Raw genomic sequence first — 25,521 nt, 5'->3', positions numbered from 1 at the left:
TTTCGGGGCGGGGTTCAGGCGGAGGGGCTGAGCTGGACCCACTGCGCGACGCTGGGCACGCCCGTGTCGCTGAGCAGGAAGAGCATGTACCAGCCGGGCGGGGCGGCCTTGGCGTCCGGCGGGGCCTGGAACTCCAGCCGGTTGCCGGCCCGGCTGGTGAGACGCAGGTCGATGTGGCGCTGGCTGGTGTTGACCGCGTGGGTGGAGGTGGTCGGCGCCAGCAGGACGGCCTTGGCGGCCAGGCCCGGGGTGGTGCTGGTGACGGTGAACTTCTTGTCGTAACCGACCGGCGCTGTGGGCGCGTTGGCCAGCGCGGGCCGGTCGCCCTGGTGCAGGTAGGCCGGCTCGTAGATCTCGATGGTGCCGTTCATGTTGATCGGGCCGGCGGTGCCCGGGACGCCGCTCACGGTGCCGTTGACGTCCGTGTTGTTGGCCAGCTGCTGGAGCTCGTCGCCGGTCACCATGACACGGCCGTCCGGCAGCACCACGGCGTTGGAGTGGTAGCCGCGCGGCAGTCGCTGCACCGGGCCGAGCTGCCAGTCGCCCTGGTCGTCGCGCAGCTCGATCTGGCGGTACTTGAGGTCGGCGTTGGGGTTGTACGGGCCGTTGCCGTAGTCGCGGATGTCGTAGGCGCCGTTGACCGTCATCAGCCGGCCGGTGGGCAGCAGGATGGTGTCGTCCTGGGTGCGGCCGAAGGCGCGCGACTTCTCGGCGGTCCAACTGCCGTTGGAGAAGCGCAGGGTGCTCGGGTTGTCCCGGTCGCCGCCGAGGATCAGCGCGGAGTCCGGGCCGTTGGCGCCTGCGGGCAGCATCACGGCGGAGCCGTAGTTGCGGTCGCGGCCGTCGGGGCGGGCGGTGAGGTCGGTGCGGGACTCCGCGACCGGGTCGAACTTCCACTGCTGGGCGGCCGCGCGGCCGAAGCCGTAGACGTTGCCGTCGTTGAGCGAGAACAGGTGCGGGTAGTCGAGCCTGAACGGCGCGTCGGCCTTGAACCGCTCCACCGGGGTGTTGACGGGGATGTCGGTCTTCTTCAGCGACACCGGGAAGGCCTTGGCGGGGAAGCGTTCGACCACCGGGGTCGGGGTGCCGTGCCCGAGTTCGGACTGGCCGGACATGATCAGCTGCCGGCCGTCGGCGCCGGTCACCACCGAGGGGTACCAGCGGCCGACCGACATGTCGGGGTTGCGGGTCCAGGTCTCGGTCCACGGGTCGAAGATCAGCGAGAGCTTGGCGCCGGTGCCGCCGTTGCCGCCCAGGTTGCCGCCGAAGACGCCGAGCATGCCGTTGGGCAGGAAGGAGTGGCCGGAGCAGAAGAACGGCACCGGGCGGGGCTCGTTCAGGCCGTCCGGCATGTCGGAGGTGGGCGGGTTGACCTGCTTGAAGGCCTCCTTGCCGGTGCCCTTGGCCGGATCCCAGAGGAAGGCCCGGCCGGCGTTCTCCTTGCCGGTGGTCTGGGTGGGGGCGGGCTCCTTCTCCGGATTGGTCTCGATCCGCTCGAAGGAGAACAACAGCACCTTGCCGGTCGGCAGCAGGGCGACGTGGTCGCCGAAGTCCGGGGAGGGGAAGTACTCCTTGAACGCCCCCCAGGTGTTCGGAGCGAAGGCCTTGTTGTGGTCGGCCTGGGAGGCCGTCAGGGCGTTGTACCGGTTGGTGCGGGTGGTCTGCGGGTAGTCGCCGATGCCGCGCACCGCCGCGCGCATCCGGGCGTGCTCCTCGGCGTGCTCGTGGCCGAGGGCGGCGACCTCGTCCTGTCGCAGCTCCTCGGCCGCCCGGTGGGAGTCGACGTGCGGGGCGAGGTCGTCCCCGCCGTGGGCGGCGGCCGGCGCGACGGCGCTCAGCAGGGTGCCGGCGGTGACCGCGAGGACCACGGCGGTGGCCGGCAGCCGAGCCCCGGCCCGGGGCCGGGGCTGCGTGCGGGGTGGGGACGGGGACATGGCTCTCCTCAGGAAAAGGGGCGTTCGGGGACGGGGCGTTCGGGGGTGCGGCGAATGCGGACGGGCGGGCCGTGGGCGGGCACGGTCCAGCGGTGGTCGCCGACCGTCACAGAACATCACAGTGCGTGTTGGTTCGCATGCGCATGCACCCCTTGGGGCGGTCCCGTTCCGCAGGTGCGCCGGAACGGCCGAAGGGGCGTGGACACATGGGTCCACGCCCCTTCCATGCCCTGCCCTCCGGCGCAGGTCACCGCCGGTGCGGCGGATTCACACCACGCCCAGCGCGTACGCGGCGAAGAGCGCCGCCGCGGCCCCGGCCGCCGCCTTGCCGACCCGGGAGAACGCCGTCCAGGGCCCGTCGAAGCGCCGGGTGAACCACCCGATCGCCACCAGCACGGTTCCGAACAGCGGGAGCAGCGCCAGCCGGGCGACCACCCAGCCGAGCGAGTCCGGCGTGGTGGTCAGCCCCGGGACGGCGCCCAGGCCGGCCGCGCCGGGCACCGCCACCGCGAGCATCGCGCTCTGGTGCCAGCAGAAGATCGTCATCGCCGACAGGTTGACCACCACCACCGGCAGCCAGAACAGCGGACGGCGGGTCAGCAGCCGGCCCAGCCGGTCCCGCAGCAGCACCGCGGCGCCGCACTGCACCGCCGCCAGAGCGAGCACCAGCAGGGACGGCGGGTGCGAGTTGGTGCGCTCGACACCGGGCACGCCGACCATGCTCGCCGGGTAGTGGAACACCAGCAGCAGCACGGCGAACAGCGCGCCGCCGCCGAGCAGCAGCACCCGGGCGGCCGGCCTGCCGAGCCGGCCCCGCGCCCACAGCACGCCCAACTGGTAGCCGAACAGCCAGCCCGGCAGGATGTTCAGCAGCCCGACCCAGAACGGCACCGCCTCGGCCCACGGCCCGTACCGCAGCAGGTCGACCACCGCGACCGCGGCCGCCAACAGGCCCGCCGACCAGCCGCCCAGCCGCCGCGCGAAGGCCGCGCAGAGCGGGGTGAGCGCGGTCAGTCCCAGGTAGACCCCGATGTACCAGAGCGGCTGCACCACCAGCGTGGCGCCGGTGCGCAGGGTGTCCGCCGGGACGCCGAGCCGGGGTAGCAGCGGGATCAGCACAGCCCAGACGGCCGTCACCCCGAGCACCGGGCGCAGCAGCCGGACCGTCCGGCTCCGCAGCCAACTCCCGTACGTCAGGCCCTTCTCCCGGGCGCGTTCCAGCGAGCGGACCGAGGAGTGGCCGCCGACCAGGAAGAACACCCCGAGCATCTGCAGCACCCAGCTGACCGGGGCGAAGGAGCCGAGCGAGGAGAGCGGGCTGGCGTTGTGCAGGGCGCCGTCGGGGGAGAGGGTGAGGCCGCCGAGCATCCAGTGCCCGATCGGCACGGCGAGCAGGGCGAGGGCGCGCAGCCCGTCCAGGGCGCGGTCGCGGGTCTCGGGCGTCCGGGCGTCGACGTTCTCGGCGGCGCGGCGCAGGGTGGTGAGCGGGTGGGCCATGGCGGTGCTCCTTCCAGTGCGGGTCTCGGAGGGGTCAGACCCGTCCCTGGGCGATGGCGGCGTAGGTGGCGAGCGAGGCGGTGCCGGGGGCGAAGTAGCCGGAGTGGCCGTGGGATCCGGTGGCGGGCAGCGGGCGGGCGCCGAAGTCGGGGTCGGTCGGGTCGGCGCCGTGGCCGAGGCCGAACAGCCGGACGTTGGGCACGTCGCCGATCCAGTCCGAGCCGTTGCGGGTGGTGGCCCAGAGCGGGACGCGCGGGTCGAGGTCGGCGGCCGAGTCGACGCCCATGCCGGGCGAACCGAGCACCACCAGGCCGGAGGCCCGGGCCGGGTTCGGGCGGGCCAGGCCGCAGACCACCGAGCCGTAGCTGTGGCAGAACACCGTGGGCGGGGCCTGCGGGCTGGTGCTGACGGCGAGTCCGTCCAGCAGCCGGGTCAGCCGGGTGGCGCCGGCCCGGGCGAGGTCCTCGGTGGCGGCGTCCGGGCCGAGGCCGACCGGGGTGGTGTAGCCGGCCCAGGCGACCACGGCGGTCTGCCCGTCGGTGGCCCCGTGCAGGGTGCGGGCCATTCCGGCGGGGGTGCCGTACGGGTCCCCGGCGCGGTCGAAGCTCAGCAGGTCGACGTCCGAGCCCGGGACGATCACGGCGGTGCGGCGGGCGGTGGCGAGGTCGCCGTACACCTCGGCGACCTGGCCGCGGCCGCGCGGGTCGAAGGCGAGGATCTGCCGGCCGCCGTCCAGCAGGGTGCGGTAGCGCTCGGCGCGGGTGCGGGCGGCCCGGTGGTCCTGCGGGGTGAGCGCCGGGTCGGCGGCCCGGGCGAGCTCCCGGTCGCGCTCGGCGGTGAGAGCCAGGGTGTTGGCCCGGTAGCGGAGTCGGACCGGGGCGCCGTCCAGGTTGCCGACCACCAGCGGGTGCCGGGCGGCCAGGGCGTCCTGCTGCTCCGGCGTCAACTCGGCGAAGAAGGCGGCGACCTGGGCGGGCGTGGCGGTGGCCGGGTCGGGCGGCCGGAGGCCGGACGCGGTGTCGGCGGTCCAGGCGGCGCCGCCGGGTGGCGGGCCGGTGACGGCGGTCTGGGTGTCGGCGGCCCAGCCGCCCGCGCCGAGCACCGCCACCAGCGCCACCGCGGTGGCGGCGATCGCCCGCCTGGCCCGAAACTTGCGCATGCTCCTGCTCTCCCTTGCCCGTTGGATGTGTCCGACGGGGAGGAAGGTAGGAATGCGGCGGCCCCGCGGACGTCACACCGCGGGGCCAAGTCGGGGGTGCTACCCCGGTATCAGAGAGGGCACCCGCCCCGAGCCGAAGGGAGCGCCGGGTCGGGAGCGCCCGGAGGCGAGTGGGCGAGTAACAGCTACTGGCCGGGTGTCACCAGGCCGGACTCGTAGGCCAGCACCACCGCCTGGGCGCGGTCGCGCAGGTCGAGCTTGGCGAGGATGCGGCCGATGTGGGTCTTGACGGTCTGTTCGGCGAGCACCAGCTGCCCGGCGATCTCCTGGTTGGACAGGCCGCGGGCGATCAGCTCCAGCACCTCGGTCTCGCGCGGGGTCAGGCCGTTGAGCCGCAGCTTGGGATCGCGGCGCTTGGCGGGGCGGTTGCGGGCGAAGTCCTCGATCAGCCGGCGGGTCACCGAGGGGGCGAGCAGTGCCTCTCCGGCCGCGACCACCCGGACCGCGGCGATCAGGTCGGCGGGCGGGGCGTCCTTGAGCAGGAAGCCGCTGGCCCCGGCGCGCAGCGCCTCGTACACGTAGTCGTCCACGTCGAAGGTGGTCAGCATCAGCACCTTGGGCCGGTGAGCGCCCGGGACGCTCGGGTCGAGCAGCCGCCGGGCCGCCTCCAGGCCGTCCATGACGGGCATCCGGACGTCCATCAGCACCACGTCGGGGTGGGTGCGTCCGGTGACCTCCAGGGCCTGGGCGCCGTCCGCCGCGTCCCCCACCACGTCGATGTCGCTCTGGGCGTTGAGCAGGGCGGCGAAGCCGGCCCGCACCATGGCCTGGTCGTCGACGATGATCACGCGGATGGTCATGCGGGTGTCTCCAGAGGAAGGTCGAGCGGCAGGACGGCGGCCACCTTGAAGCCGCCGTCCGGCAGCGGGCCGGTGTCCAGCCTGCCATCGACCAGCCGGACGCGTTCGCGCATTCCGACCAGACCCTGCCCGGTGCCCTCGACCGAGGCCTCCAGCGATTCGGTGCGCTGCGGCGGGGGCGCGTTGACCACGGTCAGCCGCAGTTCCGGGCCGTCCTCCGAGAGCGACACCCAGGTCCGCGCACCGGGGGCGTGCCGGACCACGTTGGCCAGCGCCTCCTGCACGATCCGGTAGACGGACAGGCCGACGGCCTGCGGCACCCGCTCGGCCAGCCCCTCGTCCACGGTCAGCTCGGCGGGCACCCCGGCCCGCCCCACCGTCTCGACCAGCTGGGCGAGTCGGTCCACCCCGGGCTGCGGGGCCTTCTCCGCGGCGGACTCCTCGCTGCGCAGCACGCCGAGCAGCCGCCGCATCTCGGCCAGCGACTCCCGGGCGGCGTCGGCGATCGTGGTGAACTCCTCGGCGGCGTCGGCGGGTACGCCCTCGATCCGGTACGGCGCGCTGGCGGCCTGGACGGCGATCACCGACATGTGGTGGGCCACCACGTCGTGCAACTCCCTGGCGATCCGGGCGCGTTCCTCCAGCAGGGTGCGCCGCTCGCGTTCGATCTCGCTGATCTGCTGTTGTTCGGAGAGCAGTCGGCGGGCGACCGCGCGGTCCCGGATCGCCCAGCCGAGCAGCAGGACGGCGCCGCTGAGCGCGATCAGCAGCACGGTGGTGCCGTCGCCGGCCCGGGGCAGGCCGAGGGTGGTGGTGAGCACGGTGAGCAGGAAGGTGGCGATCCAGACCGAGAGCACGGTGGCCCGGCTCTCGCGCAGTCCGAGGGCGAGCAGCAGGAAGAGGTACGCGAGGATCATCGGCGCCGTCCACGGCCAGCTGCCCTCCACCTGGTGGTGGCGGGCGGTGATGGCGGCGGTGGTGACCAGGGTGGCGGCGCTGATCCACCAGGCGGCCAGCGGCCGGGTGATGGCGAGGAACAGCGGGGTGGTCTGGGCGACGGTGAGCGCGGCGGCGACCGGCAGCACCAGGCCGTAGAAGCTGACCAGGTTGGCGATCCCGGTGGGGATCAGCGACGCCTGCAGGATCAGGGCGATGACGTACGGGATGCGGCGCACCCAGGCTCGGCGGGAGTTGCCGAGCAGTGGGGTGTCGTCCTCGCTCGGGGTGGTGAGGTGCCGTCGCAGGGTGCGCAGTTGGCGGACGGCGAACCCGCGGCCGTCGGCGATGGTGAGCGTCTTCATCGCGGGCCAGCCTAGGAGGGCCGGCCCGCGCCGGTCGTCGGACTGGAGCGCGAACTTCCGGGGGATACCCCGGTACCGGGTGATACCCGGGTACTACGAGTGCCAGTGACCGGCCAGGGCGGGGCCGAGGTGGTCGAAGTGGCGCTCGATCAGGGCGATCATGCCCTCGGGGCCGGCCGACTCCTGCTCGGTCTTCCAGGAGAGGTGGGCCGCGCGCAGCACGCTGCCGAAGACGGCGGCGAGGACGGTCGGGCGGAGGTCCTCGGCCGGGTCGAGTCCCTCGCGTTCGGCGAGCACCTGGGCCACCAGCTGCTCCTGCTCGGTGACCCGGCGCAGGTGGGCGGCGAGCAGGGTGGGCGTGTCCTCGATCATCCGCATGAGCTCCAGGGCGCTGCGGATCGAGCCGGGGCCGGGGGTCTGCGCGTTCCCGAGGTCGCGCCAGGCCTTGACGATCGAGGCGCGCAGGGCCTGGAGCGGGGTCTCCTCGGCCGGGCGGTGGCGCAGGCACTCGATGAAGTAGTCCTCGGCGTCGGCCATCACGGCGAGGGCGACCTCGTCCTTGTTGGCGAAGTAGCGGAAGAAGGTGCGCTGGGAGACGTCCACGGCGGAGGCGATCTCGTCGACGGTGGTGCGGGCGAAGCCCTGGCCGAGGAAGAGCACGTGGGCGGCCTGGACCAGGGCGTCGCGGGTCTGCTGCTTCTTGCGCTCACGCAGTCCGGGCACCCGTGCGCGGTCCTCCGGGGTGGCGACGGGGTGGGGGGTGTGAGCGGCCATGGCGGGGGCCTTCCGGGGCGCTGGTGGGGCGGGTGGGAGCACAACCTTAGCTGCCTGACAAATGTCAGTGCAGGTCAGAAGTCACTGTTTGCCGAATGTCAGCAGCTGACATAATCTGCGGAAGTGGCGCTCGTCGGCCGGGCACTCGTGGGGACGGGTGGGTCGTCGCAGCGCCACCATCACGTTCCGATCTCTGCCACGCCCCCGGAGGGCCTCAGATGAGTCAGTCCGTCGTCAAGAACTCCGAGGCGGACGCACCGCCACCGTTGGATCCGCCCGGGGGAGGGCTCAAGGGGCACCCCTGGCTGACCCTGCTGACCGTCGCGGTCGGCGTGATGATGGTGGCCCTGGACGGCACGATCGTCGCGATCGCCAACCCGGTGATCCAGGAGAAGCTGAACGCGGCGCCGTCCGAGATCCAGTGGGTCACCAGCGGCTACCTGCTGGCGCTCGCGGTCTTCCTGATCACCGCCGGCAAGATCGGCGACCGGTTCGGCCACAAGACCACGTTCCTGGTCGGCGCGGTCGGCTTCGCCGCCACCTCGGCCGCGATCGGCTTCGCCGGCAACATCCAGACCGTGATCGCCTTCCGCGTCCTGCAGGGCCTGTTCGGCGCGCTGCTCCAGCCGGCCGCGCTCGGCCTGCTGCGCGGGGCCTTCCCGGCCGAGAAGCTCAACATGGCGATCGGCATCTGGGGCGGCGTGATCGGCGCCTCCACCGCGGCCGGCCCGATCGTCGGCGGCCTGCTGGTCGAGCACGTCAACTGGGAGTCGGTCTTCTTCATCAACATCCCGGTCGGCCTGATCGCGCTGTGCCTGGGCCTGTGGATCCTCAAGGACGTCCGGGCCGAGAACGTCGCCAAGTCCTTCGACGTCCCCGGCATCGCACTGCTCTCGGTCGGGATGTTCGCGCTGGTCTTCGGCATCATCAAGGCCCCCGAGTGGGGCTGGGGCGACGCCAGGACGCTGCTGTTCCTGGGCGGCGCGGTGGTGCTGATGGCGCTCTTCGCGTTCTGGCAGGGCCGGGCGAAGGAGCCGCTGATCCCGCTCAGCCTGTTCCGCTCGGTGCCGCTGTCGGCGGGCGTGCTGCTGATGGTGCTGATGGCCTTCGCGTTCTTCGGCGCGATCTTCTTCGTGACCTTCTACCTGCAGAACGTGCACCAGCAAAAACCGGTTGAGGCGGGCGTCCACCTGCTGCCGATGACCGGCATGATGATCATCGGCTCGCCGCTGGCGGGCATCGCGATCGGCAAGCTCGGCCCGCGGATCCCGATCATGGTCGGGATGCTGCTCACCACCGGCGCCATGGTCGGCATGTCCACCCTGGACACCGGATCCGGCACCGGCGTGATGTCGCTCTGGTTCGTCCTGATGGGCCTCGGCATCAGCCCGGTCATCGTCGGCGCCACCGAGGTCATCGTCGGCAACGCCCCGCTGGAGCTGTCCGGCGTGGCCGGTGGCCTGCAGCAGGCCGCCATGCAGGTCGGCGGCAGCCTCGGCACCGCCGTGCTGGGCGCGCTGATGGCCGCCAAGGTCGGCGACGTGCTGCCCGGCAACTGGGCCAAGGCCGGCCTGCCGCCGGTCGAGGGCCCGCAAGCCGAGGGCCTCAAGCAGGCCGCCCAGCTCGGCATCGCCCCGCCGGCCCCGCCCGGCACCCCGCAGCAGGCGGTGGACGCGATGGCCGGCGCCGTGCACCAGTCCTTCGTCAGCGGCATGTCGCTCGCCTTCGCGGTGGCCGCCGTGGTGGCCTTCGGCGCCGCCGTGCTCGGCCTGCTCACCCGCCGCGGCAGCACCGACGCGGGCCCGGCCGTGCACATCTGAATCAGGTTCGCGGGAACGAACCGAAAGGGCCGGACCCCACGAGGGGTCCGGCCCTTTCAGGCGCTAGCGGGTGATCAGGCGTCGCCGCCGGCGGCGCCCGGGTCGGCCGCGGCCACGTCCAGCAGCTGGTAGCGGTCGATCGCGTCCTTCAGCGCCGAGCGGTCGATCTTGCCCTGCTTGGCGAGCTCGGTGAGCACCGCCAGGACGACCGACTGCGCGTCGATGTGGAAGAAGCGACGGGCCGCGCCACGGGTGTCGGCGAAGCCGAAGCCGTCGGCGCCCAGCGACTGCCACTGACCCGGCACCCAGCGGGCGATCTGGTCCGGCACCGCGCGCATCCAGTCGGACACGGCGACGAACGGGCCCTCGGCGCCCTGGAGCTTCTGGGTGACGTACGGCACGCGCTGCTGCTCCTCGGGGTGCAGCAGGTTGAACTCCTCGGACTCCACCGCGTCGCGGCGCAGCTCGTTCCAGGAGGTCGCGGACCAGACGTCGGCCTTGACGTTCCACTCCTCGGCGAGGATGCGCTGGGCCTCCAGAGCCCACGGCACGGCCACGCCGGAGGCGAGGATCTGGGCCGGGATCTGGCCGGCGGTGCCCGGCGCGTACTTGTGCAGACCCTTGAGGATGCCCTCGACGTCCACGTTCTCGGGCTCGGCCGGCATCTTGATCGGCTCGTTGTAGACGGTGAGGTAGTAGAACACGTCCTCGCCGTTCGGGTGCTCGGCGCTGGAGCCGTACATCCGACGCAGACCGTCCTGGACGATGTGCGCGATCTCGAAGCCGTACGCGGGGTCGTACGCGACGACGCCCGGGTTGGTCGAGGCCAGCAGGTGCGAGTGGCCGTCGGCGTGCTGCAGGCCCTCACCGGTCAGCGTGGTGCGGCCGGCGGTGGCGCCGAGCACGAAGCCGCGGGCCAGCTGGTCGGCCATCTGCCAGAACTGGTCGCCGGTGCGCTGGAACCCGAACATCGAGTAGAAGACGTACACCGGGATCAGCGGCTCGCCGTGGGTCGCGTAGGACGAGCCGGCGGCGATCAGCGAGGCGGTGCAGCCGGCCTCGGAGATGCCGTCGTGCAGCATCTGGCCGGTCGGCGACTCCTTGTAGGCCAGCAGCAGGTCGCGGTCGACCGACTCGTAGGTCTGGCCCAGCGGGTTGTAGATCTTCGCCGACGGGAACAGCGAGTCCATGCCGAAGGTGCGGTACTCGTCCGGGGCGATCGGCACGAAGCGGTTGCCGATGCCCTTGTCCCGCATGAGGTCCTTGAGCAGCCGGACGAACGCCATGGTGGTGGCGATGGTCTGGTTGCCGGAACCCTTCTTGACCGCCTTGTACGCGTCGTCGCCGGGCAGCTCCAGCTTGCGCGGGCGCACCTTGCGGGTCGGCACGTAGCCGCCCAGCTCGCTGCGGCGGTCGTGCATGTACTGGATCTCTTCCGAGTCGCGGCCCGGGTGGTAGTAGGGCGGGTAGCCCTCGTCGAGCTGCTTGTCGGTGATCGGCAGGTGCAGCCGGTCGCGGAAGCGCTTCAGGTCCTCGACCGTCAGCTTCTTCATCTGGTGGGTGGCGTTGCGGCCCTCGAAGTTGGGGCCCAGCGTCCAGCCCTTGACCGTCTGGGCGAGGATGACCGTCGGCTGGCCCTTGTGCTCGCGGGCCGCCTTGAACGCCGCGTAGATCTTCTTGTGGTCGTGGCCGCCGCGACCCAGGTGCTGGATCTGCTGGTCGGTCATGTTCTCGACCATGGCGCGCAGGCGCAGGTCGCCGCCGAAGAAGTGCTCGCGGATGTACTGGCCGGTCTCGGTGGCGTAGGTCTGGAACTGGCCGTCCACCGTGGTGTTCAGCTTGTTGACCAGGACGCCGTCGCGGTCCTGCGCGAGCAGCGGGTCCCAGCTGCGGTCCCAGACCAGCTTGATCACGTTCCAGCCGGCGCCCCGGAACTGGGACTCCAGCTCCTGGATGATCTTGCCGTTGCCGCGGACCGGGCCGTCGAGGCGCTGCAGGTTGCAGTTGACCACGAAGGTCAGGTTGTCCAGGCCCTCGCGGGCGGCCAGCGACAGCTGGCCGAGCGACTCGGGCTCGTCCATCTCGCCGTCGCCGAGGAAGGCGTACACCTGCGAGTCCGAGGTGTCCTTGATGCCGCGGTGCTCCAGGTAGCGGTTCATCCGCGCCTGGTAGATCGCGCCGAGCGGGCCGAGGCCCATCGAGACGGTCGGGAACTCCCAGAAGTCCGGCATCAGCCGCGGGTGCGGGTAGCTGGACAGGCCGTACGGGGCCTTCGACTTCTCCTGGCGGAACGCGTCGAGCTGCTGCTCGGTGAGTCGGTCCAGCAGGAAGGCGCGGGCGTAGATGCCGGGGGAGGCGTGACCCTGGAAGAAGATCTGGTCGCCGGACTCGCCCTCGGCGTCCTTGCCGCGGAAGAAGTAGTTGAAGCCGACGTCGTAGAGCGACGCGGAGGAGGCGAAGGTGGCGATGTGGCCACCGACGCCGATGCCCGGGCGCTGCGCCCGGGAGACCATGACGGCCGCGTTCCACCGGGTCGCGTTGAGGATCTTGCGCTCGATCTCCTCGTTGCCGGGGAAGAACGGCTCGTCCTTGGTCGCGATGGTGTTGACGTAGTCCGTGCTGCGCATCTCGGGCACGGCGACACGCTTCTCGCGGGCGCGCTCGATCAGCCGCAGCATCAGGTAACGGGCACGCTCACGCCCCCGCTCGTCGATGGCCGCATCGAGCGACTCCAGCCATTCCGCGGTCTCCTCGGGATCGAAGTCCGGGACCTGACTCGGAAGGCCGCCAATGATGATCGGGTTGCGATCGGATCCGGAAGCCACGCTGTTCCTTCACTGTCGGTCGAAACTGAGGTGTGTCGCGCCGCCTCCATCGTGCTACCGCGCTCGGAGATCCGTCATCTCTACCGATCGGTAACCGTTCCGCCTGGTGGGCGGGCCGGTCTGGTGGCGCACGGTGCGGGCGTCTTCGTCCGCTCCGTACACCCCCGGGTGTTACGAAAAGAGGTGGTCCGACCTGGTGTCCCGTCCGCCCGATGGCGGGCGGCCGGGGTGAGGGCCAACAGGAGACTCTACGCCCGCGCACACGCGGACCCCGAATGCCGTTCGCATCTCGGGCACGTGTGCGGCCTGTGGGCCGGGACCACCCGAAGCATCCTTGTCTCACGCAGAGAAGGGCAAATCGGTGTGATTCCCGACACGTCGACCGGCGTGTCCCGCTGCGACACGTCAACCTTTGGAGGGGATCGGGGGTCGGGTACTTGCGCGAACCGCCGCGCCCGTGTGGACTACGGCCACAGCCTCGGCATGGACGCCGAGCCGAATACTGGAGGTTATTCCCGTGAGCGCGACCGCGGACCCCGCGGACAAGTCCAACCCGGCGACCCGTCTCGGCTTCGAAGAGGGCCAGATCGTCCAGGAGCTGGGGTACGACGAAGACACTGACCAGGATCTCCGCGAGGGCATCGAGGAGATCACCGGGACGGAACTCGTCGACGAGGACTACGACGACGTCGCGGACGCCGTCCTGCTGTGGCACCGCGACGACGACGGGGACCTCACCGACGCCCTCGTCGACGCCCTGGAATACCTGGCCGAGGGCGGTCTGATCTGGCTGCTGACGCCCAAGACCGGCCGCGACGGCCACATCGAGGCCTCCGACATCGCGGACGCGGCGAAGACCTCCGGCCTGTCGCAGACCAGTTCGATCGCGATCGCCAAGGACTGGGCGGCCACCCGCCTGGCCACCAAGTCCACGGCGAAGCAGCCCAAGCAGCGCTGAACGGGCCCTGAAGCCGAGCGCCGGGCCCCGTCGGAGTACTCCTCCGGCGGGGCCCGGCGCTTTTCGTGCCTCCCGAGGCCGAGGCTGTTCGCCGAGGGCGAAAGGGCTGGGCCGTGCGGCGGAGCGCGTCATCCGTTCGGCCGAACGTCCGTAGGCGGATGCGAGGATGTGCCCTGCCGCGCCCGCCGCGCGGCCCGGTCGCGCCGCACCCGCGCCGGAGTCGCGTCAGAAAGGTCCCGCTCATGACCGTCGAGGTCGGCACCCCGGCTCCGGACTTCGAGCTCAACAACCAGCACGGGGAGAGCGTCCGGCTCGCCGACTTCCGGGGTCGCAAGCACGTGGTGCTGGTCTTCTACCCGTTCGCCTTCACCGGCGTGTGCACCGGCGAGCTGGGCGCGATCCAGCGGGAGCTGGCCGGGCTGCAGAACGACCGGGTCCAGGTGCTCGGGGTCTCCTGCGACTCCCAGTTCAGCCAGCGCGTGCTCGCCGACCGGGAGGGCCTGGAGTTCCCGCTGCTGGCCGACTTCTGGCCGCACGGCGAGGTCGCCCGGGCCTACGGCGTGCTGGACGAGGAGAAGGGCTGCCCGCTGCGCGGCACCTTCGTGATCGACGAGGCCGGCACGGTGCGCTGGAGCGTCCTCAACGGCCTCCCGGACGCCCGGGACGAACAGGAGTACCTGAAGGCCCTCGCAGCCCTCTGAGGCCCCGGGCGGGCGTTCCGGGCCCCGTTCGGAGGCCTTCCGGGCCCGTTCGGAGGTGCCCCGGGCCCCGTTCGGGGGTGTGTACGGGAACCGGGCACTACGCTCGGGCCGTTGGCGGGGTGGGGCGTACGTCCGGTTCCGGTCGGCCGCGCCTCGAACCGCACCACCGCGGGGGCACCAGCCGTGCCTCCCGATTCTTGGAGGACACGTGGGAGTCAGCCTCAGCAAGGGCGGCAACGTCTCGCTCACCAAGGAGGCCCCCGGGCTCCAGGCCGTCGTGGTCGGCCTGGGCTGGGACGTCCGGACCACCACCGGGACGGACTTCGACCTGGACGCCAGCGCGCTGCTCTGCAACGACCAGGGCAAGGTCGGCTCGGACGGCAACTTCGTGTTCTTCAACAACCTGAAGAGCCCGGACGGCTCGGTCGAGCACACCGGCGACAACCGCACCGGTGAGGGCGAGGGCGACGACGAGGCGATCAAGGTCAACCTGGTCGGCGTCCCGGCGGACGTGCAGAAGATCGTCTTCCCGGTGTCGATCTACGACGCCGAGAGCCGCGGCCAGAACTTCGGCCAGGTCCGCAACGCCTTCATCCGTGTGGTGAACCAGGCCGACAACTCGGAGCTGGCCCGCTACGACCTCTCCGAGGACGCCTCCACCGAGACCGCGATGGTCTTCGGCGAGCTGTACCGCAACGGCGGGGAGTGGAAGTTCCGCGCCATCGGCCAGGGCTACGCCTCCGGCCTGCGCGGCATCGCCCAGGACTTCGGCGTCAACGTCTGAGCTCCCATCGGCGCACGGGTCTGCGCGCCGAACTCCCGGGGCGGCCCCGGACCTTCGAGGTCCGGGGCCGCCCCGGCTTCGTCCGGGCCCGGTGCGCTGCGAGGATGTGAGTTCAGGAAGTTCAGCCGGCCAAAGCGGGCCGGCCGGGGCCGCGGGGGACTACACCTGTAAGGCGCGCCCCGGGAGAAGCAAGGGAGGAAGAACACCATGGTGGTCACGCTCGCCAAGGGCGGGAACGTCTCGCTCACCAAGGCTGCACCGAACCTGACGCAGGTCCAGATCGGCCTCGGCTGGTCCGCCCGTTCGACCACGGGCGCACCGTTCGACCTCGACGCGAGCGCCCTGATCTGCGGTGGCGGGCGAGTGCTCGGTGACGAGTACTTCGTCTTCTACAACAACCTCAAGAGCCCCGAGGGCTCGGTCGAGCACCAGGGCGACAACCTCGTGGGCGGCGACGACGCGGGTGACGACGAGCTGATCCTGGTCAACCTGGAGCTGGTCCCGGCGCAGGCGGACAAGGTGGTCTTCGCGGTCTCGATCTACGAGGCCGAGGCCCGGCTGCAGAACTTCGGCCAGGTCCGCAACGCCTACATCCGGGTCGTCAACTCCCTCGACGGCCAGGAGATCGCGCGTTACGACCTGTCCGAGGACGCGTCCAGCGAGACCGCGATGATCTTCGGCGAGCTGTACCGGTACGCGGGTGAGTGGAAGTTCCGCGCGGTGGGCCAGGGCTACGCCTCCGGCCTGCGCGGAATCGCGCTCGACTTCGGCGTCAACGTACAGTGAGGGAATAAATCGGACTTATCGCACCCGACCAACGATCATGAGAACAGAGGGCAGTGCGGGGGTGACCTGACCGGGCCCCGGCCCGGTCAGGCGTCTCGGGACGAGGCCGACCCCGGCACGGCCAGAATCCCGAAAGGTAGCCAACTCCCGTGTTCCTCCGCACATTCGGCTGGTCGTTCGCGATCACCGTCATCGGCCTGATCGCAGCCGGACTGCTCTGGGGAGCCCAAGGCTTCGGCATCGTGCTGATCCTCTCCATCCTGGAGATCTCCCTCTCCTTCGACAACGCGGTGGTCAACGCCACGGTGTTGAAGCGGATGAACCCGTACTGGCAGAAGATCTTCCTGACGGTCGGCGTGCTGATCGCCGTCTTCGGGATGCGGCTGGTCTTCCCGCTGCTGGTCGTCGGGCTGACCGCGAAGCTCAGCCCGGCGACGGTGATCGATCTCGCGCTGCACTCCGACAAGACCCACGACGGCCTCACCTACGGCCAGTACCTGGAGGCGGCCAACCCGGCCATCGCGGCCTTCGGTGGCGTCTTCCTGCTGATGATCTTCCTCGACTTCGTGTTCGAGGAGAAGGAGCACAACTGGCTGAGCTGGTTGGAGCGTCCGCTGGAGAAGGTCGGCAAGCTGGACGCGCTGTCCAGCGTCGTCGCCCTGGTCGCGCTGGTGGTGGCCTCCCGCTTCTTCGCCGCGGAGCACGCTGAAACCGTTCTGCTGGCCGGTGTGCTCGGTCTGATCACCTACCTGGCGGTCGGCGGCCTCTCCTCGATCTTCGAATCGGGGCTGGAGGAGGAGGCCGAGCGCGAGGAGGAGGCCGAGAAGGCCGGCAAGTCGGTCGTCCAGGTGGCCGGCAAAGCCGCGTTCTTCCTGTTCCTCTACCTGGAGGTGCTGGACGCGTCGTTCTCCTTCGACGGGGTGGTCGGCGCGTTCGCCATCTCCAGCGACATCTTCCAGATCACCCTGGGCCTCGGCATCGGCGCGATGTACATCCGCTCGCTGACCGTCTTCCTGGTCCGCAAGGGCACCCTGGACGACTACGTCTACCTGGAGCACGGTGCCCACTACGCGATCGGCGCGCTGGCGGTGATCCTGCTGGTCGGGATCAAGTACCACATCCCGGAGATCGTCACCGGCCTGATCGGCGTCGCCTTCATCGGGCTGGCGCTCGGGTCGTCCGTCCTGCGCAACCGGCGTGAGGGCGCGGCGGAGGAGAAGGAACTGGTCGGCAGCAATTAGCCCGCCGGGCAAGCGCGACGGCCGCCTCCGGGGTTCCGGGGGCGGCCGTTCGCGTTGTTCCCGTGGCGCGGGGTCCGTCAGCCCAGCTGCTGCTCGATCGCGCGCAGCTTGCGCTCCAGCGAGTCCAGCTTCGGCATCGACAGCGTGTCGTCGTCGGCCGTCAGGTCGACGGTCGAGCTGCGACGGGTCGAGGCGGAGTCGCCGGTCGAGGAGGAGTACGCCGACGAGGAGTAGTCCGACGAGGAGTAGTCCGACGAGGACGAGTAGGACGACGAGGAGTAGGAGGAGGAGTAGGAGGAGCTCACCGCGGCCCGGGGGCGGCGGCCGGCGTCCAGGGCGGCCGGTTCGAACGAGTCGCCGGTGAAGCGGTCGGTGGAGGTCTTCGGGGTGGAGGTGGCGCTGTCGTCCCTGGCGGCTAGGGCAGGCTCCGTAGCGCTCGGGCCGTCTCCGGCCGCCGTGAGCGCGGGCACCTGACGCCCGCCGCGGGCCCGGGCGAGCATGCCGCCCTGGCGGGAGATGGCCTTCAGCTCGGCGCGCTCGCGGCGGTCGGCGGTGCGGGCGCGGACCTTGGCGTCCAGCTTCGCCTGGCGCTCCTCGCGCACCTCCTCGACCGCCTCGTCCAGGCTGCGGACGTTCTCCAGCAGCATCAGCGACCAGGCCGCGTAGGTCTCGCGCGGGGCGCGCAGCCAGCGGACGATGCGGATCTGCGGCAGCGGGCGCGGGACGAGGCCCTGCTCGCGCAGCGCGGCCTTGCGGGTCTGCTTGAGCGCGCGGTCGAACAGGATCGCCGCCGAGATCGACATGCCGGAGAAGAACTGCGGGGCGCCGGCGTGGCCCAGGCCGCGCGGGGCGTGCACCCAGTTGAACCAGGCCGAGGCCACCGCGAACACCCAGACCAGCAGGCGGGAGCCGAGCGCGGCGTCACCGTGGCTGGCCTCGCGCACGGCGAGCACCGAGCAGAACATCGCGGCGCCGTCCAGGCCGAACGGGACGAGGTACTCCCAGCCGCCGGACAGGCCGAGGTTCTCGATGCCGAAGCCGACCAGGCCGTGGAAGGACAGCGCGGCCGCGACACCGGCACAGACGAACAGCAGGGTGTACGAGGCGATGCCGTAGATCATCTCCTTGCGGCGGCGGCGCTCCTCGTTGCGCTCCCAGGAGTCGGCCGCCTCGTCCTTCTTCGTGCTCTTGAAGCGCAGCGTCGCCAGCAGGACGGCGACGAACAGCAGGGCTACGCCGCCGACGACGGTCCAGACCAACTGTATGGAGGTCAGGTTCATTGCGGGTCGGGCCTCGGGTTTCCGCAGGGGACAGGTTCACGGTGCGACACAGGCGGTCAGGCCCCGTCGTGCGGGCGCTGCCTGACGCTTAGTTCGTCTCCGCACGGCGTGCCCAGCCGCCCGCGCAGGGGCGGACGGGACGCCTGTGCGGCTAGACGATATCGCGTCCGAAGGGGCGGAATGTTACGGGAGGGCGGCTTCCACGGGCCAATCGACCCACCGGTTCGCGTCGAGGATGGGCGCGAACCGCCCTGCGGGGTAGGGAAATGGGAGGTTCTGGTATCCGCCGGCCGGAGTGATGCCCGATCATGGACCGGCGGATGGTCGACCGGCGGACCGTCGCCGGTGGATCGTCGGATCGCCGGACGGAGGCAGGGGGAGAGGACGGGATGGTCTCGATCTGGGAGTACCTGCGCGGGGACAAGAGCTACACCTTCGACAACCCGGGCGCGCAGCACAAGGTCACACTCACCAAGTCGGCGCCGCAGCACGCGATCACCGGCTCGGCCGCCACCACCGGCTACCTCTACGTCAACCTGCACTGGACCATGCGCTCGGGCGCCGTCCGGCCGAGCACCCGGGAGACCGTCAAGCGCTTCTTCAGCCCGCGGATCCTCAGCCCGCTGGAGCCGGACTCGCCCGGGAGCAACGAGCAGCTGAACGTCGACCTCGACCTGGCCTGCATGTACGAACTCTCGGACGGCAGCAGGGGCGTGGTGCAGCCGCTCGGCGAGTTCTTCGGCGACCTGCGGGAGCCGCCGTACATCAAGCTCAGCGGCGACGACCAGTACGGGGCGCCGTCCGGCGAGACGATGTACGTCAACCTGGAGAAGAAGGACAAGTTCAAGCGGCTGCTGATCTTCGTCTACATCTACGACGGGACCCCGGCCTTCGAACAGACCCACGCGGTGATAACGATCGTGCCGCAGACCGGGCCGCGGATCGAGATCAAGCTGGACGAGCGGGCCCGGGCGGCGCGCTCCTGCGCGGTGGTGCTGATCGAGAACGCGGGGGACAACCAGCTGACGGTGCGCCGCGAGGTGCGGTACGTCAACGGGTTCCAGGCGGACATCGACCGGCTGTACGGGTTCGGGATGCAGTGGCAGCGGGGGTACAAGAACCAGCCGGGGGACTGAGCCTCGCGGCGGGGCCGTTCAGGGCGGCCCCGCCGTCGGGGGTCTGCCGGCCGGCGGGGCCCGGAGTGCGGGCCCCGCGGCGGGTGCCGGCTAGCGGGGCTGGAACTGCGGGCCCTGCGGCGGGAGGGCGAACTCCTCGCCGGCGGGGGCCTGCGGCGGGACGGGCGGCTGCTGGCCGGTGCCGGGCTGGTGCGGCGGGTAGCCGGCGCCCGGGTGCGGCTGCGGCGGGACGGGCTGGTGCGGTGGGTTGGGCTGGGGGTAGCCGTAGCCGGTGCCCGGCTGCGGGGCCGGCGGTGCGGGCGGGTACGGCTGGTTGGGCTGCGGGTAGCCGTAGCCGGTCGCGGGCTGCTGCTGCGGGTAGCCGTACCCGGTGCCGGGCTGCGGCTGGGGGTAGCCGTAGCCGGTGCCCGGCTGGGTCGGCGGCGCGGGCGGCGCCGGCGGGACGTTCGGGGGCGCGGTGGGTGGGGCCGCCGGCGGGGGCGTCACGGTCGGCGAGGCCGTGGGCGGCGGCGGGGTCGGCGGTGCGGCGGGCGGCGGGGTCGCCGCACCGCTCGCGGCCGCTGCCGGGGCGTGCTGCGGCTGGGCCGCCGGGTGCTGAGGCTGCGCCGGGGGCTGGGGCGTCGGGACGGCCGGGGACAGGGTGAAGGTGCCCGGCTCGGGTCGGGCCGCCGGGCGCTGCTCCGGCAGCGGGGTGGCGCGCGGGTCGACCGCGCCGGTGGGGCTGGCGGTGGACGCGGGCGCCGGGGGCGGCGTCGGCGCGGACACGGCGGCCTCCGCCTCGTCGTCCACGGTGATGCCGAAGTCGGTGGCCAGGCCGATCAGCCCGGAGGTGTAGCCCTGGCCGATCGCCCGGAACTTCCAGGTCCCGCTGCGCCGGTAGAGCTCGCCCGCGACCAGCGCGGAGACGTTCTCGGCGTCGACGATCGCGAACTCGGCGACCGGGGGCGCGCCTTCGCCGGTCGTGGCGTCGAACAGCAGCAGCCGCAGCCCCGGGACGGCCCGGAACGGCCCGCCCTCGGAGGAGCCGGCCAGTACCACCCGGTCCACGTCGGCGGGCAGCTTGGCCAGCTCGACCTCGACCGTGTCGATGATCTCGGCGCCGCCGGAGGTGTGTTGCTTGGGCAGGTGGCGCACCAGTCCGGAGGGGTGGCGCGGCTGGTTGTAGAAGACGAAGTCGGCGTCCGAACGGACCTTGCCGTTGGCGCCGAGCAGCAGCGCGGACGCGTCCACGTCCGGCGCACCGGGCGTGGCGCTCCAGCGCAGCACGGCGCGGACCGCCGCCGCCGGCAGTGCGATGTTGGCGCCCTTGGCCATCACGTGCGTCATAGCGGACCATCCTGCCTGTTCGCCACCCCTTCGGACAACGTGACCGGGACCGCCGCGGTGGGGACGGGCTTTGCCAAGACTTGCGTCGGATCGAGGTTTGCCGCCGTCTTCGTCGCCTCCGTGCCGGATCGCCGAGCCGTCATCCGGTGATCGTTCGGGCGGATCCCGACGCCCCGGGATGTTCCGGGAGTTCAGTGCCCAGGAACCGGGAACGGCCGGAAACCGTCCGTACGATGGGCGTTCGAAAGGCCCCCGGGGGCCCGGCGGAGGGGAGTCCGCCGATGGCGCCTCCAGGTGAAACGTCCAGGTAGAGCCGCTGGCCGGAGGCCGTCCACCCCCGAGGAGAGCACCTTGCGCCATTTCGGCCACCTCGCCGACGACGTCCGCGCCCGGCTGTTCCTGGAGCAGCCGCGGACGTTCACCGCGCAGAGCGAGCCCGCGGTGCTCGCCACCGCCCTCGGCGGCACCCTCTACAGCCCCGCCACCAGGCCCGCACTGGCCGCCGACATCCGCAAACAGGCGGCTCGGGGCGTGGTCTCGATGGTGCTGTGCCTGGAGGACGCGATCGCCGACCACGAGGTCGACGCGGGGGAGCGGAACCTGGTCGAGCAGTTGGCTGACCTGGTTCATGATTTCACCGACAGCGCACAGGATCACCCGCTCCTCTTCATCAGGGTTCGCACGGCCTCCCAGATCCCCGACCTGGCCGAGCGGCTCGGCCCGGCCGTCTCGCTGCTCAGCGGCTTCGTGCTGCCCAAGTTCACCCCCGGGGGCGGCGGCGCCTACCTGGCCGCGCTCGCCGCCGCCGAGGCCGCGACCGGGCGGCGGCTGTTCGCCATGCCCGTCCTGGAGTCGCCCGAACTGGCCCACCTGGAGACCAGGAGGGAACAGCTCTTCGGCATCGCCGAGCTGCTCGCCGGGCACCGCGAGCGGGTGCTCGCCGTCCGGCTCGGCGTCACCGACCTGTGCTCCGCGTACGGGCTGCGCCGCTCGCCCGACCTCACCGCGTACGACGTGGCGCTGGTCGCCTCGGTGATCGGGGACGTGGTCAACGTGCTCGGCCGGGCGGACGGCACCGGGTACACCGTGACCGGGCCGGTCTGGGAGTACTTCCCGGTGCAGGAGCGGATGTTCAAGCCGCAGCTGCGCCGCACCCCGTTCACCGCCTCCGGCGGGACGGCCCTGGCCTCCGGGGAGGAGGTCCGCCGCCGGATCATCGAGCACGACCTGGACGGGCTGATCCGCGAGGTCGAACTCGATCGGGCCAACGGCCTGCTGGGCAAGACCTGCATCCACCCCAGCCACGTCCCCGCGGTGCACGCGCTCTCCGTGGTCACGCACGAGGAGTACTGCGACGCCCGCGACATCCTCCGCCAGGAGCAGGGCGGCGGCGGGGTACTGCGCTCGGCGTACACCAACAAGATGAACGAGGCCAGGCCGCACCGCGCCTGGGCGGAGCGCGTGCTGCTGCGGGCGGAGGTGTTCGGCGTGGCCCGGGAGGACGTGAGCTTCGCGGAGCTGCTGTCCGCCTGCCTGTGCGGCTGACCGCCTGCCCGTGTGGACCGCCCCTCTGTGTGGCTGACCACTATCTGATGCACATGATCCGACAAGCACCATCGAAGGCGGGACCAGCAGTGACCACAGCAGAGCAGACGTGGACCGGGCGCTGGGTCGCCGACCGGGCCGGGATAGCGCTGAGCGGGTCGGAGCGCCTGCCCGAACTCGTCGGTCTGGCCCTGCGGTCCGGCAACCCCCGACGCGCCCACCTGCTGGTCTCCAGCGTGCTCGGCAAGCACGTCCCCCAGCGGCCCGCCGTGGTGCACGGCGCCGGGCTCGAACTCGGCCGTCGGGTGGCGGACCTGCTCGGCGCCGAGGCGGCCGCGCGGGCCGTCGTGCTCGGCTACGCGGAGACCGCCACCGGCCTCGGCCACAGCGTCGCCGACGGCCTCGACGCCCCGTACCTGCACTCCACCCGCCGACCCGTCCCCGGGATCGCCCCGCTCGGCGGCTTCGAGGAGGAGCACTCGCACGCCACCGCCCACCTGCTGCTCCCCAGCGACCCCGGACTCCTCGCCGGGGACGGCCCGTTGGTGCTGGTGGACGACGAGCTCTCGACCGGCCGGACGGTCCTCAACACCGTCCGCGAACTGCACGCCCGCCACCCGCGCGGCCACTACGTCGTCGTCGCCCTGGTCGACCTGCGCTCGGCCGACGACCGGGCCCGGCTCGCCGGGGCCGCCGCCGAACTCGGCGTCCGGCTGGACGTGGTGGCCACCGCGAGCGGCGGCGTCGACCTGCCCGGGGACATCGTCGAGCGGGCCGAGAAGCTGATCGCTTCGGTGCCCCCGGCCGTCGTGCCCGCGGCGGTCGACCCCGCCCCGCTGGTCCGGGTCCGACTGGACTGGCCCGCCGGGCTCCCGGACGGCGGCCGGCACGGCTTCACCGCCCGCGACCGTGAGCGGCTCGACGCCGTACTTCCCGCGCTGGCCGGGCAGTTGGCGCAGGCCGTACCAGCTACGGCGGAGCGGGTGCTGGTGCTCGGCTTCGAGGAGCTGATGTACGCCCCACTGCGGCTGGCCGAGGCGCTCGCCCAGCGGCTCGGCGGCGACCGCGTCCGCTACTCCACCACCACCCGCTCGCCCGTCCTCGCCGTCGACGACCCCGGCTACGCCATCCGCACCCGGCTGGCCTTCCCCGCCCACGACGACCCGCGGGACGAGGCCTCACGCGAACGCTACGTCTACAACGTCGCCCCCGGTACGGACCGGGCCCGCCGCTTCGACGCCGTGGTGCTGGTGGTGGACGACGTCGCCGACACCCCGGCCCTGCACCAGGGGGAGCGTGCGCTGCTGCGCCAGCTGCGGCAGGTCACCGACCGCGTGGTGCTCGCGGTGCTGCCCTCGCACCGGCCGGCGCTCCCCACCCCGCTGTACGGGCCGGAGTTCTCCTCGTACCGCCCCGAGGAGGTGGCCTGGCTGCTCAAGGACCTCTCCGACGTCCCGCTCGAAGCCCCCACCGAGGAGCGCGAGGAGGCCGTCCAGAACGGCGGCGCCCACTACGCCGAGTCGCTGCCGGTCGAGTACCGGCCCAGCCCCGAGTACCAGGAGCTGTTCCACCAGGCGCTGCGCGGCTCCGCCGACCGGATCGCGCTCGCCGTCGGCACCGTCGCCGAGACGCTGCTGCGCGAGCGCGGGCCCGGACTGGTGCTCGCCTCGCTGGCCCGGGCCGGCACGCCGGTCGGCATCCTGATCCGCCGCTGGCTGGCCTTCGCCCACGGCCTCGACGTCCCGCACTACGCGGTGTCGATCGTCCGCGGCCGGGGCGTCGACCCGGTCGCCCTGCGCTACCTCGCCGCCCACCACCGGGCGGCGGACGTGGTCTTCGTGGACGGCTGGACCGGCAAGGGCGCGATCACCCGCGAACTCGCCGACGCACTGGTCGGCACCGGCTTCGACCCCGACCTCGCGGTGCTCGCCGACCCGGGCCGCTGCGTCCGGACGTACGGCACCCGGGACGACTTCCTGATCCCGTCCGCCTGTCTCAACTCCACGGTGTCCGGGCTGGTTTCGCGCACCGTGCTGCGAGCCGGGCTGATCGGGCCGGCGGACTTCCACGGGGCCAAGCACTACGCCGAGCTGGCCGGCGGCGATGTCTCGGCCGCCTTCCTGGACACCGTGGCCGGGTGCTTCGCCTCGGTTTCCGCCGCCGCCGTCGGGGAAGCCGAGCGGCTGGCCGCCGACCCGGACCGTACGCCCGACTGGGCCGGCTGGGCCGCCGTGGAACGGATCAGCACCGAGTACGGGATCGACGACGTCAACCTGGTGAAGCCCGGCGTCGGCGAGACCACCCGGGTGCTGCTGCGCCGCGTCCCCTGGCGGGTGCTGGCCCGGCGCGGCGCCGGTGCCGACCTCGACCACGTGCGGCTGCTCGCGGCCCAACGCGGCGTCGTGGTCGAGGAGGTGGAAGGACTGCCGTACACCTGTGTCGGCCTGATCCACCCCCGCTACAGTCGGGGCGCGACCGGGGCGAGCGGTCGGGCCGTGACGGGGAAGGAGTCCTGATGGGCGGTACGGCTACGGCTACGGCTGACGTGCTGGTCGCGAGCGACCTGGACCGCACGCTCATCTACTCCGACCGGGCCCTGGCCCTGGACGTCCCGGACCGGCTGGCGCCACGGCTGCTCTGCGTCGAGGTGCTGGACGGGCGGCCGCTGTCCTTCCTGACCGAGCGGGCGGCTTCGCTGTTGGTCGAGTTGGGGCGCGAGGCCGCGTTCGTCCCCGCGACGACGAGAACCGTCGAGCAGTACCGGCGGGTCAACCTACCCGGCCCGACGCCGACTTACGCGATCTGCGCGAACGGCGGACAACTGCTGGTGGACGGCGAGCCGGACCAGGACTGGCGCCGCGAGATCACCGCGCGGATCGCGGCCGGCTCGGCGCCGCTGGAGGAGGTGGTCCGGCAGCTCGCGCTGTGCGCCGACCCGGAGTGGACGCGCAAGCGGCGCGTCGCCGACGAGTCGTTCGCCTACCTGGTGGTCGAGCGCGACCGGCTCCCGGACGGCTGGCTGGCCGAGCTGGCCGGTTGGTGCGCCGAACGCGGCTGGCGGGTCTCGCTGCAGGGACGGAAGGTGTACGCCGTGCCGGAGCCGCTCGGCAAGAGCGCCGCGCTCGCCGAGGCCGTCCGGCGCGGCGGGGCGGGCACCGTGCTCGCGGCCGGGGACTCGCTGCTGGACGCCGACCTGCTGCTCGCCGCCGACGCCGCCTGGCGGCCGGGGCACGGCGAACTGGCCGACAACGGGTGGACGGCCCCCGGCGTCACCGCCCTGTCGGAGGTGGGGGTGGCGGCGGGGGAGGAGATCGTCCGTCGGTTCCTGGCCGCCGCCGCCCGGCCGCTTACGGACTAACCGCAGCAGCCGCCGCCGCAGCAGCCGCCCCCGGAGGCCGGTTGCGGCGCGGCTCCGGTGGCGCCGGCGGCGCCGGTCACGGCGACGGTGGACAGCAGCTTCACCGTGTCCTGGTGGCCCTCCGGGCAGACGGCGGGGTCGTTGGCCTGCGCCATCGGGCGGCTGAGCTCGAAGGTGGCGCCGCAGGAGCGGCAGCGGAAGTCATAACGTGGCATACCGGCAGGGTACCGATGGGC

At 72.2% G+C, this 25,521-nt stretch carries 20 protein-coding genes; 10 read left to right on the top strand and 10 right to left on the bottom strand.

All coding sequences use genetic code 11. The annotated features are described in order from the left end of the window. Positions 1-14: 14 nt before the first annotated feature. From ACFQ87_RS12830 to ACFQ87_RS12805, 6 genes are all read right to left on the bottom strand, one after another. Positions 15-1,934, bottom strand: a complete 1,920-nt coding sequence (locus ACFQ87_RS12830) for a galactose oxidase-like domain-containing protein (protein WP_380610709.1) — start codon at positions 1,932-1,934, stop codon at positions 15-17. Positions 1,935-2,201: 267 nt separating this feature from the next. Continuing rightward, positions 2,202-3,431: an acyltransferase gene (locus ACFQ87_RS12825; RefSeq protein WP_380610708.1), complete on the bottom strand. Its 1,230-nt coding sequence runs from the start codon at positions 3,429-3,431 to the stop codon at positions 2,202-2,204. A 34-nt stretch (positions 3,432-3,465) separates the two neighbouring features. Further along, positions 3,466-4,590: an alpha/beta hydrolase gene (locus ACFQ87_RS12820; protein ID WP_380610707.1), complete on the bottom strand. Its 1,125-nt coding sequence runs from the start codon at positions 4,588-4,590 to the stop codon at positions 3,466-3,468. Between the two features lie 185 nt (positions 4,591-4,775). After that, positions 4,776-5,450, bottom strand: coding sequence for a response regulator (locus ACFQ87_RS12815; protein ID WP_380610706.1), 675 nt, complete (start codon positions 5,448-5,450; stop codon positions 4,776-4,778). Then, entirely contained in the window at positions 5,447-6,751 is a 1,305-nt protein-coding gene (locus tag ACFQ87_RS12810) for a sensor histidine kinase (RefSeq protein ID WP_380610705.1), read from the bottom strand. The genes ACFQ87_RS12815 and ACFQ87_RS12810 overlap by 4 nt, the downstream gene beginning before the upstream one ends. Positions 6,752-6,844: 93 nt before the next feature. Beyond that, a complete protein-coding gene (locus tag ACFQ87_RS12805; protein ID WP_380610703.1) occupies positions 6,845-7,525 on the bottom strand; it encodes a TetR family transcriptional regulator in 681 nt (226 codons plus the stop codon). 218 nt (positions 7,526-7,743) lie between these two features. On the opposite strand from ACFQ87_RS12805, the gene ACFQ87_RS12800 reads away from it, so the two are divergent. After that, positions 7,744-9,345, top strand: coding sequence for an MFS transporter (locus tag ACFQ87_RS12800; protein WP_380610702.1), 1,602 nt, complete (start codon positions 7,744-7,746; stop codon positions 9,343-9,345). A 74-nt stretch (positions 9,346-9,419) separates the two neighbouring features. Here ACFQ87_RS12800 and aceE read toward each other — a convergent pair whose 3' ends face one another. After that, on the bottom strand, positions 9,420-12,170 hold the full coding sequence (gene aceE, locus ACFQ87_RS12795; protein WP_380610701.1) for a pyruvate dehydrogenase (acetyl-transferring), homodimeric type: 2,751 nt from the start codon (positions 12,168-12,170) through the stop codon (positions 9,420-9,422). Between the two features lie 517 nt (positions 12,171-12,687). Here aceE and ACFQ87_RS12790 point away from each other — a divergent pair. The 5 genes from ACFQ87_RS12790 (at position 12,688) to ACFQ87_RS12770 (ending at position 16,640) form a co-directional block, all read left to right on the top strand. After that, positions 12,688-13,128, top strand: coding sequence for a DUF3052 domain-containing protein (locus ACFQ87_RS12790; RefSeq protein WP_380610700.1), 441 nt, complete (start codon positions 12,688-12,690; stop codon positions 13,126-13,128). A 242-nt stretch (positions 13,129-13,370) separates the two neighbouring features. After that, the gene (locus tag ACFQ87_RS12785) at positions 13,371-13,829 is read left to right on the top strand and encodes a peroxiredoxin (protein WP_380610699.1); all 459 of its coding nucleotides are present in this window, start codon (positions 13,371-13,373) and stop codon (positions 13,827-13,829) included. A gap of 208 nt (positions 13,830-14,037) precedes the next feature. Then, the gene (locus tag ACFQ87_RS12780; protein ID WP_380610698.1) at positions 14,038-14,613 is read left to right on the top strand and encodes a TerD family protein; all 576 of its coding nucleotides are present in this window, start codon (positions 14,038-14,040) and stop codon (positions 14,611-14,613) included. A 207-nt stretch (positions 14,614-14,820) separates the two neighbouring features. Further along, complete coding sequence (locus ACFQ87_RS12775) at positions 14,821-15,399, top strand: TerD family protein (protein ID WP_380610697.1); 579 nt, start codon at positions 14,821-14,823, stop codon at positions 15,397-15,399. Positions 15,400-15,548: 149 nt separating this feature from the next. After that, positions 15,549-16,640 (top strand): DUF475 domain-containing protein, encoded by a 1,092-nt coding sequence (locus ACFQ87_RS12770; protein ID WP_380610696.1) that lies wholly within the window; start codon positions 15,549-15,551, stop codon positions 16,638-16,640. Positions 16,641-16,717: 77 nt separating this feature from the next. Here ACFQ87_RS12770 and ACFQ87_RS12765 read toward each other — a convergent pair whose 3' ends face one another. Beyond that, positions 16,718-17,920, bottom strand: coding sequence for a DUF2637 domain-containing protein (locus tag ACFQ87_RS12765; protein WP_380610695.1), 1,203 nt, complete (start codon positions 17,918-17,920; stop codon positions 16,718-16,720). Positions 17,921-18,309: 389 nt separating this feature from the next. On the opposite strand from ACFQ87_RS12765, the gene ACFQ87_RS12760 reads away from it, so the two are divergent. Continuing rightward, positions 18,310-19,056 carry a Tellurium resistance gene (locus ACFQ87_RS12760; RefSeq protein WP_380610694.1) on the top strand — a complete coding sequence of 249 codons (747 nt, stop codon included), beginning with the start codon at positions 18,310-18,312 and terminating at the stop codon, positions 19,054-19,056. Between the two features lie 90 nt (positions 19,057-19,146). Here ACFQ87_RS12760 and ACFQ87_RS12755 read toward each other — a convergent pair whose 3' ends face one another. After that, positions 19,147-20,382, bottom strand: coding sequence for a TerD family protein (locus tag ACFQ87_RS12755; protein WP_380610693.1), 1,236 nt, complete (start codon positions 20,380-20,382; stop codon positions 19,147-19,149). Positions 20,383-20,733: 351 nt separating this feature from the next. On the opposite strand from ACFQ87_RS12755, the gene ACFQ87_RS12750 reads away from it, so the two are divergent. The 3 genes from ACFQ87_RS12750 to ACFQ87_RS12740 are packed head-to-tail and all read left to right on the top strand — an operon-like array spanning position 20,734 to position 25,285. Beyond that, a complete protein-coding gene (locus tag ACFQ87_RS12750) occupies positions 20,734-21,927 on the top strand; it encodes an HpcH/HpaI aldolase/citrate lyase family protein (RefSeq protein ID WP_380610692.1) in 1,194 nt (397 codons plus the stop codon). 53 nt (positions 21,928-21,980) lie between these two features. Then, entirely contained in the window at positions 21,981-24,443 is a 2,463-nt protein-coding gene (locus ACFQ87_RS12745) for a phosphoribosyltransferase (RefSeq protein WP_380610797.1), read from the top strand. Then, positions 24,443-25,285 (top strand): HAD family hydrolase, encoded by an 843-nt coding sequence (locus ACFQ87_RS12740; RefSeq protein WP_380610691.1) that lies wholly within the window; start codon positions 24,443-24,445, stop codon positions 25,283-25,285. Before ACFQ87_RS12745 ends, ACFQ87_RS12740 begins: the two co-directional genes overlap by 1 nt. Here ACFQ87_RS12740 and ACFQ87_RS12735 read toward each other — a convergent pair. After that, positions 25,282-25,500 (bottom strand): zinc ribbon domain-containing protein, encoded by a 219-nt coding sequence (locus tag ACFQ87_RS12735; RefSeq protein ID WP_380610690.1) that lies wholly within the window; start codon positions 25,498-25,500, stop codon positions 25,282-25,284. The two genes, ACFQ87_RS12740 and ACFQ87_RS12735, sit on opposite strands and share 4 nt — an antisense overlap. Positions 25,501-25,521: the final 21 nt, after the last annotated feature.

Origin of the sequence: Kitasatospora sp. NPDC056531 (assembly GCF_042794375.1) — a bacterium.
In the GTDB taxonomy this organism is placed as follows: Bacteria; Actinomycetota; Actinomycetes; order Streptomycetales; family Streptomycetaceae; genus Kitasatospora.
This window is presented reverse-complemented; position numbering and strand designations above follow the sequence as displayed.

Excerpts from the sequence above, each read along its gene's own strand:
- ACFQ87_RS12735 (WP_380610690.1), bottom strand. The coding sequence starts at position 25,500 with ATGCCACGTTATGACTTCCGCTGCCGCTCCTGCGGCGCCACCTTCGAG.
- ACFQ87_RS12775 (WP_380610697.1), top strand. The coding sequence starts at position 14,821 with ATGGTGGTCACGCTCGCCAAGGGCGGGAACGTCTCGCTCACCAAGGCT.
- ACFQ87_RS12755 (WP_380610693.1), bottom strand. The coding sequence starts at position 20,382 with ATGACGCACGTGATGGCCAAGGGCGCCAACATCGCACTGCCGGCGGCG.
- ACFQ87_RS12745 (WP_380610797.1), top strand. The coding sequence starts at position 21,981 with ATGATCCGACAAGCACCATCGAAGGCGGGACCAGCAGTGACCACAGCA.
- ACFQ87_RS12825 (WP_380610708.1), bottom strand. The coding sequence starts at position 3,431 with ATGGCCCACCCGCTCACCACCCTGCGCCGCGCCGCCGAGAACGTCGAC.
- ACFQ87_RS12800 (WP_380610702.1), top strand. The coding sequence starts at position 7,744 with ATGAGTCAGTCCGTCGTCAAGAACTCCGAGGCGGACGCACCGCCACCG.
- ACFQ87_RS12760 (WP_380610694.1), top strand. The coding sequence starts at position 18,310 with ATGGTCTCGATCTGGGAGTACCTGCGCGGGGACAAGAGCTACACCTTC.
- ACFQ87_RS12805 (WP_380610703.1), bottom strand. The coding sequence starts at position 7,525 with ATGGCCGCTCACACCCCCCACCCCGTCGCCACCCCGGAGGACCGCGCA.
- ACFQ87_RS12810 (WP_380610705.1), bottom strand. The coding sequence starts at position 6,751 with ATGAAGACGCTCACCATCGCCGACGGCCGCGGGTTCGCCGTCCGCCAA.
- ACFQ87_RS12820 (WP_380610707.1), bottom strand. The coding sequence starts at position 4,590 with ATGCGCAAGTTTCGGGCCAGGCGGGCGATCGCCGCCACCGCGGTGGCG.
- ACFQ87_RS12830 (WP_380610709.1), bottom strand. The coding sequence starts at position 1,934 with ATGTCCCCGTCCCCACCCCGCACGCAGCCCCGGCCCCGGGCCGGGGCT.
- ACFQ87_RS12740 (WP_380610691.1), top strand. The coding sequence starts at position 24,443 with ATGGGCGGTACGGCTACGGCTACGGCTGACGTGCTGGTCGCGAGCGAC.
- ACFQ87_RS12785 (WP_380610699.1), top strand. The coding sequence starts at position 13,371 with ATGACCGTCGAGGTCGGCACCCCGGCTCCGGACTTCGAGCTCAACAAC.
- ACFQ87_RS12815 (WP_380610706.1), bottom strand. The coding sequence starts at position 5,450 with ATGACCATCCGCGTGATCATCGTCGACGACCAGGCCATGGTGCGGGCC.
- ACFQ87_RS12765 (WP_380610695.1), bottom strand. The coding sequence starts at position 17,920 with ATGAACCTGACCTCCATACAGTTGGTCTGGACCGTCGTCGGCGGCGTA.